This window comes from Nanhaiella sioensis (genome assembly GCF_046557775.1).
GTDB lineage: Bacteria > Bacillota > Bacilli > Bacillales > SM2101 > Nanhaiella > Nanhaiella sioensis.
Genome location: NZ_JBKAEG010000001.1, coordinates 2242503 through 2259215, shown reverse-complemented (window position 1 = coordinate 2259215; position 16713 = coordinate 2242503). Strand labels below are relative to the sequence as shown.

Annotated in this window: 15 protein-coding genes; all 15 read left to right on the top strand. The window is 36.5% G+C overall.

Translation table 11 applies throughout. The annotated features are described in order from the left end of the window. Window positions 1–316: 316 nt before the first annotated feature. The 15 genes from V1503_RS10720 to V1503_RS10650 all read left to right on the top strand — a co-directional run bounded on the left by V1503_RS10720 (window position 317) and on the right by V1503_RS10650 (window position 16520). Window positions 317–1066 carry a hypothetical protein gene (locus V1503_RS10720; protein WP_320257905.1) on the top strand — a complete coding sequence of 250 codons (750 nt, stop codon included), beginning with the start codon at window positions 317–319 and terminating at the stop codon, window positions 1064–1066. 47 nt (window positions 1067–1113) lie between these two features. After that, window positions 1114–2340: a polysaccharide deacetylase family protein gene (locus V1503_RS10715; protein WP_410626793.1), complete on the top strand. Its 1227-nt coding sequence runs from the start codon at window positions 1114–1116 to the stop codon at window positions 2338–2340. 608 nt (window positions 2341–2948) lie between these two features. Next, complete coding sequence (locus tag V1503_RS10710) at window positions 2949–3926, top strand: sugar ABC transporter substrate-binding protein (protein WP_410626791.1); 978 nt, start codon at window positions 2949–2951, stop codon at window positions 3924–3926. Further along, entirely contained in the window at window positions 3923–5386 is a 1464-nt protein-coding gene (locus V1503_RS10705; protein WP_410626789.1) for a sensor histidine kinase, read from the top strand. The genes V1503_RS10710 and V1503_RS10705 overlap by 4 nt, the downstream gene beginning before the upstream one ends. Then, a complete protein-coding gene (locus V1503_RS10700; RefSeq protein ID WP_410626787.1) occupies window positions 5364–6905 on the top strand; it encodes a response regulator in 1542 nt (513 codons plus the stop codon). The genes V1503_RS10705 and V1503_RS10700 overlap by 23 nt, the downstream gene beginning before the upstream one ends. A gap of 140 nt (window positions 6906–7045) precedes the next feature. Further along, window positions 7046–8128 (top strand): D-xylose ABC transporter substrate-binding protein, encoded by a 1083-nt coding sequence (gene xylF / locus V1503_RS10695; RefSeq protein ID WP_410626785.1) that lies wholly within the window; start codon window positions 7046–7048, stop codon window positions 8126–8128. A gap of 222 nt (window positions 8129–8350) precedes the next feature. After that, window positions 8351–9457, top strand: a complete 1107-nt coding sequence (locus V1503_RS10690; protein WP_410626783.1) for a sugar ABC transporter substrate-binding protein — start codon at window positions 8351–8353, stop codon at window positions 9455–9457. 300 nt (window positions 9458–9757) lie between these two features. After that, window positions 9758–11278: an ATP-binding cassette domain-containing protein gene (locus V1503_RS10685; RefSeq protein ID WP_410626781.1), complete on the top strand. Its 1521-nt coding sequence runs from the start codon at window positions 9758–9760 to the stop codon at window positions 11276–11278. Between the two features lie 12 nt (window positions 11279–11290). Next, a complete protein-coding gene (locus V1503_RS10680; RefSeq protein WP_410626778.1) occupies window positions 11291–12466 on the top strand; it encodes a sugar ABC transporter permease in 1176 nt (391 codons plus the stop codon). A 468-nt stretch (window positions 12467–12934) separates the two neighbouring features. Further along, on the top strand, window positions 12935–13063 hold the full coding sequence (locus V1503_RS10675) for a hypothetical protein (RefSeq protein ID WP_410626768.1): 129 nt from the start codon (window positions 12935–12937) through the stop codon (window positions 13061–13063). Between the two features lie 130 nt (window positions 13064–13193). Beyond that, the gene (locus tag V1503_RS10670; RefSeq protein WP_410626766.1) at window positions 13194–13319 is read left to right on the top strand and encodes a hypothetical protein; all 126 of its coding nucleotides are present in this window, start codon (window positions 13194–13196) and stop codon (window positions 13317–13319) included. Window positions 13320–13377: 58 nt separating this feature from the next. Next, window positions 13378–13506, top strand: coding sequence for a hypothetical protein (locus tag V1503_RS10665; RefSeq protein ID WP_410626764.1), 129 nt, complete (start codon window positions 13378–13380; stop codon window positions 13504–13506). A gap of 97 nt (window positions 13507–13603) precedes the next feature. Beyond that, window positions 13604–14122 carry a MauE/DoxX family redox-associated membrane protein gene (locus V1503_RS10660; protein ID WP_410626762.1) on the top strand — a complete coding sequence of 173 codons (519 nt, stop codon included), beginning with the start codon at window positions 13604–13606 and terminating at the stop codon, window positions 14120–14122. A 13-nt stretch (window positions 14123–14135) separates the two neighbouring features. Continuing rightward, window positions 14136–14684: a thioredoxin domain-containing protein gene (locus tag V1503_RS10655; protein WP_410626760.1), complete on the top strand. Its 549-nt coding sequence runs from the start codon at window positions 14136–14138 to the stop codon at window positions 14682–14684. A gap of 27 nt (window positions 14685–14711) precedes the next feature. Next, window positions 14712–16520, top strand: coding sequence for an ABC transporter ATP-binding protein (locus V1503_RS10650; protein ID WP_410626758.1), 1809 nt, complete (start codon window positions 14712–14714; stop codon window positions 16518–16520). Window positions 16521–16713: the final 193 nt, after the last annotated feature.

Below are 16713 nucleotides of genomic sequence, written 5' to 3'. Positions count from 1 at the left end.
AATTTATGAAAAGAGTCTGCAATGAATACATGCCCATTCTATATATAAACACTAATAGAATTAGTTCATTAGTCTCGTTTTTTTGCTATTTATAGTATTTTTTACCTATAACTTAAGTATCTTTTTCCGCTACAAATGTCAATTTTTTTCGCCATACATTGACATCCATTTACATAATCGTACAATAAGATTAGAATTTACCACTTTAGGCTTCAAAAGGTGTATAATGATGATTAATACTACTCTAGTAAGTATTTAATACCATTCTATCTGATAAACAATAATTTATTCATACATTGAGATAGGAGAGAAAATGATGGCCAAGGATACAAAGAGCAATTCAAGAGGTTGGTTAAAAGGAGTCCTATCTAATCAAAGTCAACCTGAACAAAACAATATAAATATGGAAGAAGATGTTTCCCAAGAAATGATTGAAGAATCATCTATTGATGAAGAATTCAAAGAATTCGAACAATCTGAAACAACTAGTAAAAAAAACTTATTATCAAAAGATGATCAAGACAAAGTAGCCTTAGATTTAATAGTTTCTCTAGAAAATATGCTACATGACCGACAATTGATTCAATATAAAAATAAGGGACTTGAAAGCCAATTGTATTCGGCGAATGAAATGATAGGCCGCTTAAAACATAGCCAAGTAAAGAAGGAACAAATTTTATTAGATAAAGATAAGGAAATTCGTGAATTAGAATCTAACCTTACTAACAAACAAATGAGTTATGATCAGCTACTTGAAGATTTTAAAGACTATCAAAGTTCGTCGAAAATAGAGTTTGGAAATATAACAAACCAACTCGAGAAAGAAACTAATAAATATAACAAACTCAAAGAAGAATCAACTAACAAGCAATATGAACAAATGATGTTAATAAAAGAACTTGAAGAGAAAATTAGAGATTTAGAAGTAGAGAATCACAAGGTTGTAGAACAATACAAACAAAGCCAAGATGAAAAAGCAGAATTAATGCAAACAATTAATGATTTTACGGATCGGCTGTCTTTTTCTTTCTCTCCAAAAACAACTACATCTACTACAACAGAGTAAACATGAGCATGTAGCTCTTTAGTTACCTCTAAGAGAAAGGGGACAGTATGTCAGTCTATCATAGTAAGCTATTAGAACTATTATCAATAGAAAACAATCTGAACAAATCTTTTTTACGAGTCAAATATTCTTTTGAAATAGATATTGAACTCCTTTGGGAAATTGATACTGAAACAGCTATAAGCTTAAAAGAATCGACTGATTTTTCTGGGAAATTTAAATATAGAATGTCCTTTCACACCTCTTGGAATTCAAATATACAGCAACATAGAAGCTACATAACGAGAACATATAGAGACAATAGTGAAAAAATCTATTTTTCCTGCTCTGATGAGTATGTACGAGGACTAAACGCTTTTAAACATTCCAAACAAATCAATCAAATTTTAAATGATAAGCTACAACCCGCACGTAATACTGAAGTAAAACAAGAAGGCGAAATACATCCCAAAGGAAAATTTCTTAATAATAGAAAGCATAAGGTTGCTTGGATTACCGTTGCCTCATTTATTGTCATTTCTACTATTTTGCTAGGTTTTTCTAACAATTCGTACTTTAATCTTTTGTCTAGTAAAACTCCTGTGCTAGCAGAGAGTGTTGAAAAAGAAACTATTGAATCACTTCCAAAGAATGAAGAATCACCTGCAAAGGAAGAAATAAAGAAGAATGAGAATATTATATCCGAAATTCCATTTGTGCAACTGAATGATGCAATTACCTTCAGCATCCCTGATGGCAAGGTAGCATTAACCTTTGACGACGGTCCTTCTAAATATACAACAGAGATTATAGACATATTAAAGAAGCATACGGTTGGTGGTACGTTCTTTTTCACCGGTGAGAATGTTAAGAAATATCCTGAATACGTAAAGTATGCACAATCTAACAATTATTCGATCGGTAGTCATTCAATGTACCATAAAGAACTTACAAATCTCTCCCTACACAATCAAGAACATGAAATCATCCAAGCAAATCTATTAATTGAAGAACTAACGAATGAGCCCGTAACTCTATTTAGGCCTCCTTATGGTTCAAATAATGAGTCAACTATTGAGTTAATGGAAAAACATCAACATAAGATGGTACTTTGGAATAAGGATCCAAAGGATTGGAAGGTTCAGAGCTCAAACGAAATCATTAACTATATTCGAAGCTCAAACCCTTCCGGATCTATTATTCTTCTCCATGAATCACAAGCTGTCATAGACGCACTGCCAAGTATAATCAGTTATTTACACGATGAGGGTTTAGAAGTTGTAAGCTTAAAATAATTGAAGTGAAATATAGTAAATGTGGAGAGTTATTTTATACCTTAATGGAAGACTAAAAAGGGGGTTAATTGGTCCCCCTTTTGACACAACCATTCCCCTGTCTAACATCTTCAAATATTACAGTTATACTTAGCTAAATACTTCTCTATTCGAATGCATTTCCTATATCAAGTATAAGGACCGCATACCTCAATGCAAATAAGATTGATCAACACGTAAAACATAATTATGCAACAGCTCTTGTCGTAAACTTTGTTGCTAAGTTTTTATATTGTTGGTCATCGTTGTAAAAGAAAAGATGCCACGAACTCTAGTTGTGTAGGTGTTTACCTCTTAAAGCAACAACAGCCAATCATTACATCTGAAAAATCCGCCATGACCATATTCCTCCATTAATATAGCGAAAAATAGCATAGTAGATTTTTACTTACTTGTGATAAGATGATTAAAAGAATAGGCTCTTTTCGTACTTTGTTTCTACTATCGCCAAATTTGCACCATAAAAAGTGACTTTGTATGTTAGCTATCAAGTTACAGAAAAAAAGTGCCATGGTCTAACAAATACTACGAAAATAGCCAAAGAATAAGAAACAAAGGAGATTATTCTCTTGCAGAAAATCGTAGTTTTCATACTTAGTTTTGTTTCTATCATCCTATTCTATTTCACATTTCTTTCGGCCAGTAAAGTATTTCGAACTGATTGGCAATTACCAGAGACATTAGCCAAGGCAGAGTCAGACTATCGACTAGTTCTAATTACCCAAGATCTAGATACTCCATTTTGGGTTAAGGTTGGGGAAGGTGCACTTGAACAAGCACAAAGTGAAGAGGCAAGCCTTGAGATTTGGGGCAGTTATGGTAATAACAAAGAGGACTTCTTGAAGCAAATTGAACTTGCTATCTATTCACAAGTTGATGGCATCATTGTTCAAGGCTTTGATACAGATGATTTTAAGAATTTAACGAAGATCAAAGCTGCATCGTATGGCATTCCAGTTATTACAGTTGCCAATGACGTTCCGATGAATGAAAGCCTAAGACGGACATATGTCGGCTCTGACCAATACTTGGCAGGGCAGCTAATAGCTAAGCAGTTAATATCAGACATGGGAGATAAAGGGGAAGTGATTCTCATGTTTGACCGTCAGCATCAGTATTATCAGGAACAACGATTAGAAGGTATTAAAGACATTTTAAGCTCGTTTCCACACATAGAGGCTATCGAAGCAGAAACCTCTCTAACTAGGGAGAGCGTTAATGCGACAACAAAAGATATGTTGAATAAGTTCCCTCATGTCGATGCTTTTATCGCTGTGAATGCCAATATTTCTGAAACAATGGTTCTTGAGATTGAGAGCAGATCTCAAGTCGAACCTTACTATATCTATTCTTTTGATGACGACCGAGAGTCGTTATCACTTCTTAAAGAAGGAAAGCTCGATGGAATTATTGAACAATCACCTCACGAGATGGGAAAACTGAGTGTAAGCCTTATTACGCAATGGCTGAAGGATGAGAAAGAGCAACTTAATTTAGGTGGCTATTTCACAGATATAAAAGTTGTAAAGGCAATGGATGTGCGATGAACAGTCTACAAAAGAAAATATGGGCACTAGCCACAGTCATTCTATTCATCATGGTTGCAATTTGGATTTCACTCACCTATTATAATCAAAAAACGCAAAATCAATATAATGATATTCTTGAACGCTATTTAAGTATGAATGAGGTGTCAAGTGTCAGTCAGCAAATGGTCACAGATTTGAACAACTATTTACTCAATCCTTCATTAGCAAATTTGGAAGCGCTTCAACTAAACATAAATAAACTTCAAAATAAAAAGAATGAAGTGTCTAAATTTAGAAATAACCAAAATGATTTTGCCTTAACCAATTATGAAAATTTAATAGATAGTCTCGTTGAAGCAACGGAACGCTCACTTCTGTTCCGTACAGAAAAAGAAACAGAAGATTACTTAGAAGTATTAACAGAGGCTACGCACATATCTAAATATATATCTGAGATGACACTCACATTAATTGACAAAGAGCTAAACACGTACGATCGTTTCTATCGTGGAATTATTGAACAATCAGAAGAACTGAAAAAGCTTGGAATTTGGCTGTTATTGTTAATTACCTTGTTGCTCGTGCAATTTACTTACTGGTTCTCCTTGAGAATTACTAGACCAGTAAAGAAGTTGACCCAAGCCGCTATTGAATTATCAAAAGGACGATTCAATTCTAAAATTGAAGTTGATTCCAATGATGAAATTTCGTTTCTCGCTAAGATGTTTGACCGTATGCGAATTAATATTAATAACTTTCTACTGGAAGTACAACAAAATGCACAGCTCGAAAATGAACTTAAGGAGAACAAGCTCTTATTACAAGAAAGCCAGCTCCATAGTTTACAGAGCCAAATGAACCCTCATTTCTTGTATAACACCCTTAATACGCTTTCCAAAAAGGCATATATGGAAGGCTCTGAAGAGACTAGTGACCTTATAGTAAGCGTTGCCAGCTTGTTGCGCTATAATTTAAGAAGCTTAGACAAATCTACTACTCTTGCTGAAGAGGTTAACATTCTTCAGCAATATATTGATATACAAAAAGCAAGATTTACCGATCGCTTACAATTTCATATAAATTTAGACGAAAAATGTCTAGATTTACAAATTCCAAGGCTAACGTTACAGCCAATCATTGAAAATGCGGTAATACATGCTATTGAGCCAAAAGAAGAAGGTGGCATCATCTGGTTCCGTGCAATCAACAGTATTGACGAAGTGACAATTGAAATTGAGGACGATGGCCCTGGGATGAACGAACATAAAAGGAAACAAATATTAGAGGGAAACAGTATCGATACCGAAGGACACTCAACTGGGATTGGCATGAGTAATGTTGGTAAACGGTTACGACTTTTCTATGGCTATGAAAATATCATGGATATTGAAAGTACGCTTGGAATAGGTACAAAGGTTGTGTTGAAAATTCCGAAGAAAAGGAGAATCGAAAAACATGATGAAACTCCTAATCGTTGATGATGAACAAGTAGAACGAGAAGGTCTAAAATACATTTTAGAAAAAAGCTTCTCAGGTCTTGTTATTGAGCAAGCAAAAAATGGACAAGCGGCTATCGAGATGGTAGAAGAATTTTCACCAGATTTAGTCTTAATGGATATTCAGATGCCAGGAATAAATGGACTTGAAGCGATTGAGCGAATTAATAAAGATCACCCACATATTAAATTTATTATGATCACTGCTTTTGCCAAGTTTGATTATGCCCATACAGCAATGAAGCTCGGAGTGAAGGACTATTTACTGAAACCAAGCAAGACGAGTGAAATTATAGACACGGTCGGAAAAGTACTGAGTCTACTCGAACAAGAAAGACAATCCATGGCAATAAGTACGTTTCAACAACATGCTCTTCAAAAAACATTACCCATCGTTGAAACCGATGTAGTGACACAGTTGCTCTTCGATCATATGCATGACATACATTTAGACGAGTTAATTCAGCTATTAGACATTCAAATGTCAAACGAAAAATTTGTAATGAGCGTCCTGCTTCCAAAAGGAGCAGAACGTTTCTATTCGGCTATAAAAGAGAAGGTAAGAAAGACAGAACGAGGTTGGGTTGGAGCCTTATATGGTCGCCAATTGCCAATTATCGTGTTCAGACAACAAGAGAAATCATTTCGTTTACAAGCAGTTTCTCTTGCTCAATCCATTCTATCTATTCCGAAATCTACTAATAACAGTAGTTGGTTTATCGGTATAGGAAATGTATGTCATTCTTTAGACAAAATACGCCATTCTTATCAGGAGTCACTTATAGCAACTAAAGAGGCTAAGCCTCATGTAAGATTCCGTTTTTATGCCGATTTACCATCACATGATGTGAACTCAAACGATCAAAATTTAAAACAACTGGAAAAGAAGCTATTTGATCAAGTTCGAAATGGGAAATGGGAGGAATTCTCTTCATATGTGATAAATTTAATCCACCGCTATGAGAGTGAAAAAACAAACGTAATGCAATCACAGCAACGTGTACTAGAGTTGCTTTGGATTGCATCTCGCGTGTTAACTGAACTGGGAGTTGAGCCATATACCCCATTGTTCTCGACACAAATACATGATTTTCGACAGCTTCAAGCTGAGACAAGTTATTTACTTGATTATATGTGGCAGTCCTACGTAGATTATTGTAGTCAATTAGAAGATGACACGATTCAACAAATTAAACAGTACATTATTGAACATTCCCATAAAGAAATTTCACTAGATAAAATCGCACAAAAAGTTGGGCTTAGCCCTATTTATATTAGTAAAATGTTTAAAGAACAGCTTGGGGTGAACTACATCAGCTTCCTAACAGAATGTCGCATCGAAAAGGCGAAGAAGCTGATGATGAATCCTGAAAAAAGCTTAAAAGAAATTACATTCGAAGTCGGTTATCACGACCCAAACTATTTTAGTAAAGTGTTTAAAAAGCTGTGTGGCGCATCACCGACCGAATATCGTAAATCACTTATCGGAATGAAGGAATAACCAAGTCGTTAAAAAACTTCAACATTTTCGTAATCGGTGGAGGTATGCTCCATCTGATTGACAAATCCACCTGTATCGCTGGGAGCTAAAACTGTTAATAAAAGTTTTCCCTTTAAGTAGAAAAGGAGCGAACTATTCCTATGAAACGGTTATTTTGTCAAGGAAGTCTACTATTGTTCTTTTTTGCTATGCTTGCACTGACTACAGCATGCGTAAATGAAAGAGATTCGACCACAAATTCAACTCTGCCAGAACAAGAACAAACGACATTTGATTCTGCAGACGAAGAAAAAAAGCTTAAAATTGGCTTTTCTATGGATACATTATTGGAGGAGCGTTGGTTAAGGGATAGAGATCGCTTCAAAGAAGCAGTAGAGGCACTTGGCGCAGAAGTAGAAATCTTTGCTTCAAATGGTGACGATGCTTTGCAAATCTCACAAGCAGAAAAACTAATTAGTCTAGGCATCGACATACTCGTCGTTGTTCCGCACAACGCAGAATCAACAGCAATGATCGTTGAAAAGGCCCATTTAGCTGGTATTAAGGTGCTTTCCTATGATCGACTAGTGAAAAACGCTAAGCTTGATTTATACGTATCATATGACAATGAACAAGTAGGTGAGCTTCAAGCGAAAGCAATTACATCATTGGTTCCAAAAGGAAATTATGTATATATCGGCGGAGCAGAAACAGATAATAACGCCCATTTATTTAGAAAAGGTGCATTTAACGTCCTCAAGCCATTCATTGACAGAGGAGATATTACGATTGTATATGACCAGTGGACAAAAGATTGGTTACCTGAAAATGCTTATGAAAATATGAAAGCAGCTTTAATAGCGAATAATAATCAGATTGATGCTGTCATTGCTGCTAATGATGCAACTGCTGGAGCTGTCATTCAAGCACTCGCTGAACAAGGGCTTGTAGGTGAAATTCCAGTTTCTGGTCAAGATGCTGAGCTTGCTGCTGTTCAACGAATCGTTGATGGAACACAAACAATGACTGTTTATAAGCCAATTATTGATTTAACAAAACAAGCGGCTGAGCTTGCTGTTAAGCTAGCAGAAGGTCAAGTTGTTGATGTTCAGACTACCATTAATAATGGGAAGTTCGAGGTGCCTTCTGTTCTCCTTTCACCAATTGCAGTAAATAAGCATAATATCGATGAAACAATTATCGCTGACGACTTTCATTCTATTGAAGAGGTATACGACAGATAATAAAAGAATGTATCATTCACAAACCGCCAAGATGCATCCTGGCGGTTTTTAACACTTCCAGTAGATACGCATTTTTATAAGTAAGCTAGCAACTTACTAAACTAATATTAAAAAAATACAGACAATATTAAAATAGTGCTAATAGAAAGCGTTTTCATAGATGTTGGTGACTGTTATATTTGAGTTATTGAGAAACTACTTTAATTCGGAAGGGGATTTTTGATGAAAAAGAGAATGATAACAGCCATCGTCGTCATGATGCTTGCATTTGCAGCTGTAGGCTGTAGTAATGCTACAGGAGGCAGTAGCGATGTAAGTATCGGTATTGTTTTACCTACGAAAGACGAACCTAGATGGGTACAAGATGAGGAAAGATTTAAAGAAGCTTTAGCAGATTCAGACTATACAACAGAAATATTATTTAGCCAAGGATCGTCAGCTAAGGAAAAAGAAAATGTTGAAACATTACTTAACAAAGGAATCGATGTCTTAATTATTGCTCCACACGACGGGGCAGCTGCAGGGGCTGCAGTTAAGGCAGCTAAAAAAGATGATGTTACAGTTATTGCATACGATCGCTTAATTACTGATTCAAAAGATGTAGATTATTACGTTACATTTGATAATTTTGCAGTTGGTGCAGCTCAAGGACAATTTTTAATTGACAATGCAAAAGGCTCAGGTACTCCTTTATATTTATATGCTGGTGCTGCTTCTGACAATAACGCATTCTTGTTCTTTGAAGGAGCTTGGAGCGTTCTGCAACCAAAGGTCGCTGATGGCACTTTTATTATCGCAAACTCTAGTGAAGCAGAAGCTTTACAAGATAAAGCAGAGCTTTCACGTGATGAAAGGGGTAAAATACTAGGACAGGTTACGACGAACTGGGATGCTAATGAAGCGAAAAATAAGGCTCAAACACATTTAACAGCTGTAGAAGCAGATATGAAGGGAGACGTGGCAATTCTTGCACCAAATGACGGAACAGCACGCTCTATCGCTGATGTATTTGAATCTGATCCTGAAGTTTCAAGCTATATAGTGACTGGGCAAGATGCTGAACAAGCTTCTATTCAATATATTATTGATGGTAAGCAGTCAATGACCGTATTTAAAGATGTTCGTACACTTGTAAAAGATGCAATCGGAATGGCAGTTACTGTTTTAGATGGTGGCGAACCTGAAACAAATGGTTCTTATGACAACAAAAGCAAAGAAGTAGCTGCAAAACAAACTGATGTAATCGTCGTGGATAAAGAAAACGTTAAGAGCGAGCTCATTGATTCTGGTTACTATGAAGAGAGCGAATTCGTATTTGAAGATCAATAAAAGCGTGTTCAAAAAGGTGGACAATAAGGACGGCGAAGAATAAGTTGACGAAGATTTGAGCACTGAAGTGAGGACATCATTACAGCCTTGTATCGAGGAATACTCGAAGATACTTATAAAGGAAGTCCTACAAAGAACTGCCTAAACGTGTGATTAGTACATCCAATACAAGTACAGTCATCTTGCCAGACTTTTTGAACAACCTCTATAAATAGAATGCGCAGGCTTTATGGAAATAGTGATAGATACGTCTGTCACTATTTCTAATTATTTTAGTTTTTTTCGTAAGGGAGGTTAATCATGAGCGAGTATATTCTAGAAATGCATCAGATTACGAAGGAATTTCCAGGAGTCAAAGCGCTCAGTGATGTTAATTTTAAAGTAGAAAAAGGGGAAATACACTGCTTAATCGGTGAAAATGGCGCAGGAAAATCGACGCTGATGAAGGTGCTGAGTGGTGTGTATCCATACGGAACATACGATGGTGACATTGTTTATAATGGTAGCGTGCAAAAGTTTAACAAAATTAACGATAGTGTCGATGCCGGAATCGCAATTATTTATCAAGAACTTGCGCTGTTTCCTGATCTATCAGTTTATGAGAATATTTTCGTTGGCAATGAAGTGGACCGTGGCGGAGTAATTAATTGGAATCAAACAGTCGTTGAGTCCAAGAAAATGCTAGAAAAGGTAAATTTAAAAGTTAATCCTGAAACGTTAATTAAAGATTTGGGTGTAGGAAAACAGCAGTTAATTGAAATTGCCAAAGCGCTAAGCAAAGAAGTAAAGCTACTTATTTTAGATGAGCCAACTGCGGCACTCAACGAAGATGATAGTGAAAACTTGTTGAACTTATTACGAGAGTTGAAAAAGCAAGGCATCACGTGCATTATGATTTCACATAAATTAAAGGAAGTTATCTCAATTGCAGATAAAGCAACGATCCTCCGCGATGGGCAAACCATTTGTACATTAGATGCTTCCAAAGGCGAAATTAACGAAAAGATTATTATAAAAAATATGGTTGGTCGAGAGATTACAGATATTTATCCGAAGAGGAGTAAGCAAGAGTTCGGTAACAAGATTCTCGAATTAGAAAACTGGTCAGCCTATGATCCGAAAATAGGGCGAGATGTTGCCAAAAATGTCAATCTTCATGTAAAACAAGGGGAAATTATCGGAATCGCAGGTCTTATGGGATCAGGTCGGACTGAACTAGCACTTAGCATATTCGGAAACTCTAAATCTTATAAGCTACAAGGTGAATTAATCATTGACGAAGTACCACAACAATTTAAACACCCGAGTGATGCAATCAAAGCAGGAATTGCCTATGTTACTGAGGACCGTAAAGGTGATGGGCTTTTCTTACTACAAGATATTAAGAATAATATATCGGCCGCAAATATGAATGGCATTTCTTCAAAAGGCATCATCAATGACAACGAAGAAATTAAAGTCTCAGAAAAATATACAGCATCTTTAGGAATAAAAGCAGCATCTGTTCAACAGCTTGTCGGCAAATTAAGTGGTGGTAACCAACAGAAGGTTTCTCTAGGTAAATGGCTGTTTGTTGGTCCAAAGCTTCTTATACTGGATGAACCGACACGTGGTATTGACGTTGGAGCTAAATTTGAAATTTATTCTGTCATGAACGAACTAATAGAGAAAGGCATGAGTATTATTATGATCTCTTCAGAACTTGGGGAAGTTCTTGGTATGAGTGATCGCATTTATGTGATGGCTGAAGGAGAAATCAAAGGAGAGCTGTCAGCTATTGATGCCGATCAAGAGAAAATTATGCAGCTCGCTACGCAATAGGAGGTTAAGTATATGAAATTGTTTAATGAAGCAAAGGACTTAATAAAAGTAAACATCCGTGACTACGGGATGTATATTGCCCTCATTATTATCATGATTACTTTTACAATTCTAACAGACGGATTATTTATGTCTTCCCGAAACATTAGTAATCTACTAGATTCAGCTGGTTATATCGCTGTGTTAGCTGTCGGTGTTATGCTCGTTATCATCATTCGACATATTGATTTATCCATCGGTTTCTTAGCTGGATTTCTTGGAGCAATCGCCGCTATTCTCCTCACGCAAGTCGGGATGCCAGTATATTTAGTTATACCTATTATTTTAATACTTGGAATTTTGGCTGGTTTTAGTACAGGTTTTCTAGTAGCTAAAGTAGGGATTCCTTCCTTTGTCGCCACGTTAGCAGGATGGCTAATCTACCGAGGTGCAATCCTACTAGCAACTGAAAAATCCGGTACAATTATTGTTCAGAACGATGCCTTTAATGCAATAGGTAATGGATATATTCCATCTATTTTGCAAATTAACGGGTTACATTTTCTTTCCTTGCTTGTTGGTGCCTTAGGTATCATATTTTATATTTATAGCGCTATTTCTAACCGCAAAAACAAAATTAAATACAATTTTGAAGTCGTTTCTAAAGAAATTTTTATTTTACAGCTCATTTTCGTTTCAGCCATTATTGCTTATATTACATGGATTTTAGCAGGCTATAACGGCTTTTCGTGGACGGTTGTCATTATGTTGCTAGTCGTTATTTTGTATCATTTCCTTACGACAAAGACGGTACTTGGCCGACATATTTATGCGGTGGGAAGTAACCCTGAAGCAGCACACCTAAGCGGAATTAACGTCAATAAAATTATCTTCCTCGTCTTCGGTTCAATGGGGATGCTCTCAGCATTATCAGGTATTTTATTTACCGCTCGTTTGCAATCGGCAACAACAACAGCGGGTACATTATTTGAGCTCGATGCCATTGCAGCTGCTTACGTTGGTGGTGTATCTGCAGCAGGTGGAGTCGGTAAAGTTACAGGTGCGATTATCGGTGCAATCGTTATGGCTTCGTTAACAAACGGTATGAATTTAATGGGAGTCGGAATCGCTCCTCAATATATTATCCGTGGAGGCGTTTTAGCTCTAGCTGTAATATTTGATGTCATGACTCGTAAGCAACGAGCTTAATGTATACTGGGATGGTTATTCAAGGGGTTAAACGATAGTTTCATATAAAAGAGGCAGAACTATCAAAACATCATAGTGCTGTTATTTATTTTGTGATAAGGTTTATAACTTTACCGTAACATTGTCATGTACTGATAAGTCTTCCGGTTCAGGAACAAATATTAGAATGATCCTACCAATGATGAAGAGAGCAATTAAGCTGAAGACACCATTGCAGATAGAATCATAATACTTCTTGATCCAACATTTTTTGTCAATGTTATAAAGCTATAGGGAAAGTTATTTAGTAAATTAATATTTTAAGTATTAATAAAATTAACTATAATTTGACATATTTTTTAATAACTATGTAGAAATATGTAGAAATATATAGAAAATATAGAAATATGTAGAAATTTTGTTAGTTGTATGGTATCCTTGAATAGTAGTTAAAATTTTTAGATAACATCATAAATAGGAGGTGAAAATATGGCAAGAGTTGTGGTTAGGTATTGCTCTACTATAGTTTGTAGGTATGAAACAGCAACAATCTCTAGGAAGTGGGAAAAAACGGTATATGAGGATGGTCGAGTTGAGCAAGCTTGTACTTGCAGTTAGAATCATAATAATTCTTTATCCTACATTTTTAGTCAATGTTATAAAGTTATAAGGAAGTTATTTAGTAAATTGATGTTTTAAATATTATAAAATCAACCATAATTTGACATCATAAATAGGAGGTGAAAATATGAGAGTTGTGGCTAAGGGTTGCACTACTGTAGTTTGTAAGTATGAAACACCAACGATTACTAGAAAATGGGAAACATGGGTATATGAAGATGGTAGTACATATCAAGCTTGTAATTGTCATTAAAATCAAGTCTAATAGTAGTTTAAATCTTGAAATAGCATTATAAATAGGAGGTGAAAATATGAGCGATCCTGTTGTGCATAAGGCTTGTACTACTGATGTTTGTAAGTATGAAACACCAACAATCAAAAAATATTGGGAAAGATGGATTTATTGGAGTGGGTCAGTCGAGCAATATTGTAATTGCTGATAGAATATAATTAAAATCAAGTCTGAGAGGACAAGGACATTCCCTGTCCTTTCATTTTTTTTGTTTTCAATATCTAACAATGGAAAGGGGAATTTAGGTGGCATATCTGGGTTTTATACAGCTGTTTATAGCTACAATTTTCTTTATTTCTTCGTTATCTAAATGGATCAATCTAGGGGAGTTTCGCACAACGATGAAAGAATTAAAGATTCCAAAGGTGCTGATTCCGTTTGGTGTGATTGGTATTCCTCTGGCTGAATTGATTGTATCTGCTTCTTTTGTACTCGATCGTTTTACTTTCGCAGCGGAATTGCTGCTGTTTGCGCTGTTGATTTCCTTTGGCTGGTCAGTCTTTCGGGCGAGAGGAAAACACTTGAAATGTAACTGCTTTGGCAGCTTGTCTGAAGAGGAATTCGGAAGAAAAACGGTGGGACGCATCCTCGTATTTTTCATATTAGGATTAATACTTTTTTTAAATCGTAATACTCAACATCTCGCGACATTTACATTCGAAGAGTTTTTTATTTCTATAATCGCAAGTCTTGGCATATTTGCAGCATATTTGATTGCTTCAGTCTTGTATCAATATAACCAATCGTCTATTAAAATCAACTAAGGGGTGCCTTTCCATGTCGAATTTATTCATGCTATCTTATGTTATTCTGTGGGGTGTCGTTTTCTTGCTTGCGTATTCTTCGATTAGTGTAATGAAAAAACAGATCCAGATGGTGAAAGAAATACCAGACACCGATATGGGCTTAGATATTGGTACCGTGTTTCCAATTGAGAAGGCACTTACAATTGATAACAAAGATATGACGCTTTTTAAAGCTAAATCAGAAGTATCCATCGTGCTGTTAGCCTCTTCTTGGTGTGAAATGTGCAAAAAGGTGTTTCCGCTTTTTTTATCAGTCGCTAAACAGAATCCCCAATATCAATTTTCTGTTATGATGTTGGGCGATTTGGAAGAAGTTACGCAACACGTACGTGATTACGAGATTACCCTTCCTGTTAAACACGCCGAACAATTTGAGGACTTACAAACTTCGCTCATCCCGTTTGCCTATGCATTGGATGGCGAGGGACATGTTTTAGCTAAAGGACTCATCAATACAGAAGAGCATTTACGATTGCTTTTATCCATTGCCAAAAAGACGAAGCATAAATTTGCTGCATAATTCTACTATGGAGAAAGAGGAAAAAACATGGAGCTTAATACTTCACGTAAGAGTTCAGAAGTAATTAGGAATTTGTTTGTCCACATCCTTCCATTACTATGGAAAACTGCGCCAAGTTTATTATTTGGTTCAATTATTGTACGTATTGTTCATGCAGTGGTTCCAACTGCACAGATTTTGTTGACCACACAAACGATAGATGAAGCTGCTCGCTTAATTGGGAAACAAACAACCTCTATCATGCCCATGCTGTTTTGGATCGGGCTACAGGCTGTTTTGTTTGTGGTTGATTTATCCTTCTCTTCCTTAAGCAAACTTCTGTTAGTAAAAATTCAAATGAAAGCCAATTATGAATTGGGGAAGATGATTGCACGGAAATGTTCACGTTTATCTCTTATTCACTATGACCAACCAACTTACTATGATCAATTGCAACGGGTAACGCAAAACATGGCGTACAGAGGTCTGCACATTATCGAAAACTTTTTCTCTTTAATGCAAAATATTCTGACAATCAGCACGTATTTAATACTTTTATCCAGTCTGCACTATTCGTTAGCCGGTGGTATGTTATTGCTCATTATTCCTTCCTTGTTTGTGAACTTGAAAATGGGCAACAAAAGATTCGCCCAAATGATGATACAAACCCCAACAGTCCGTAAGGTTGAGTATTTGATGGAACTCATGACTGGTAAGGAAGCTTCCAAAGAAGTACGAATCTTTCGGTTGTTTCCTTATTTGCTGATGCGCTGGTCGTCCCTTTATTGGAAAAATGGGAATGAGAAGATTGCGCTAGAGAAAAAAAATCTGCAAACAAACTTTTGGATGGATATGTTTACCCGCATAGTTACACTATGCTCCATCATGATTCTTGTGTTCATTGCCATGCAAGGACATTTAACGGTCGGATCTTTTGTAGCGCTAACTCAGGCATTGAATTCCACTCAGACAAGCATCATGATTATTGCTTTAAATTTAGCTCAAGTGTATGAGGAATCTCTATTTATTAGTGAGTTATTTGAATTTTTGAACCGGCCGGAACCGATAGAACAAAAGAGAAACAACATAGCCTTTCCTCTTCAGAAGGGGATTACGGTAGATAAGCTTACCTTCCGTTTTCCCAATTCCCGTCAGCCTGTCTTGAAAAACATTAGTTTTCACATTAGGCCTGGACAAAAAGTCGCTATAGTCGGGGATAACGGAGCTGGTAAAAGCACTTTGATTAAATGTTTGCTCGGCTTATACGAACCAGATAGTGGAGTTGTGAAGTACGACGGAGTCAACGTAATGGAGATCGAAGAGATTGAAAAACACATTAGTGCAGTTTTCCAGGATTTTGTCAATTACCAGCTTAGTGCAAGAGAAAATATAGGGTTTGGGGATATCGATCAGATGGGTAATTTGTCCCAAATCGAAACAGCCGCCGGCAAGTCAGGGGCTAAAGCTTTTATTGAGGATTTACCTGAGCGCTTCGAAACGCTGCTTGGCCGGGAGTTTATGGATAGTCAGGAGCTGTCATTCGGACAGTGGCAGAGAATTGCATTAAGCCGTGCCTTTTTCAAAAACGCCGATATTATTGTGTTGGATGAACCAACTGCAGCATTAGACCCTATAGCTGAAGCATTGCTGTTTGAACGTTTTGCCCAGTTGGCTGAAGGGAACACAACCTTTATGATATCCCACCGTCTAGGCAGCTGCAGAGATGCGGATGTGATCCTAGTACTATCCAACGGTGAACTGGTTGAACAGGGAAAACACGACGAGCTAATGAGTTTGCAAGGTACTTATGCCCAAATGTTTAATACACAGGCCAAATGGTACGAGAAAACTGGCTGAACGAATAAGAGCTAAGAGAACTACTGGCTTCTCCAAGATCAGGTTGCTGAACCGAATATCCATAAAATTAAGAAATTCAATAGCGGCTATGTAGAGAAGGTGGAAAATGAATTAGGTTTGCGCTCATAGCAGTAAACTTAAGAAAGTACAACGCCATGAGTGCGAATTATCGAAAAGTTCCGAAGGAATGATT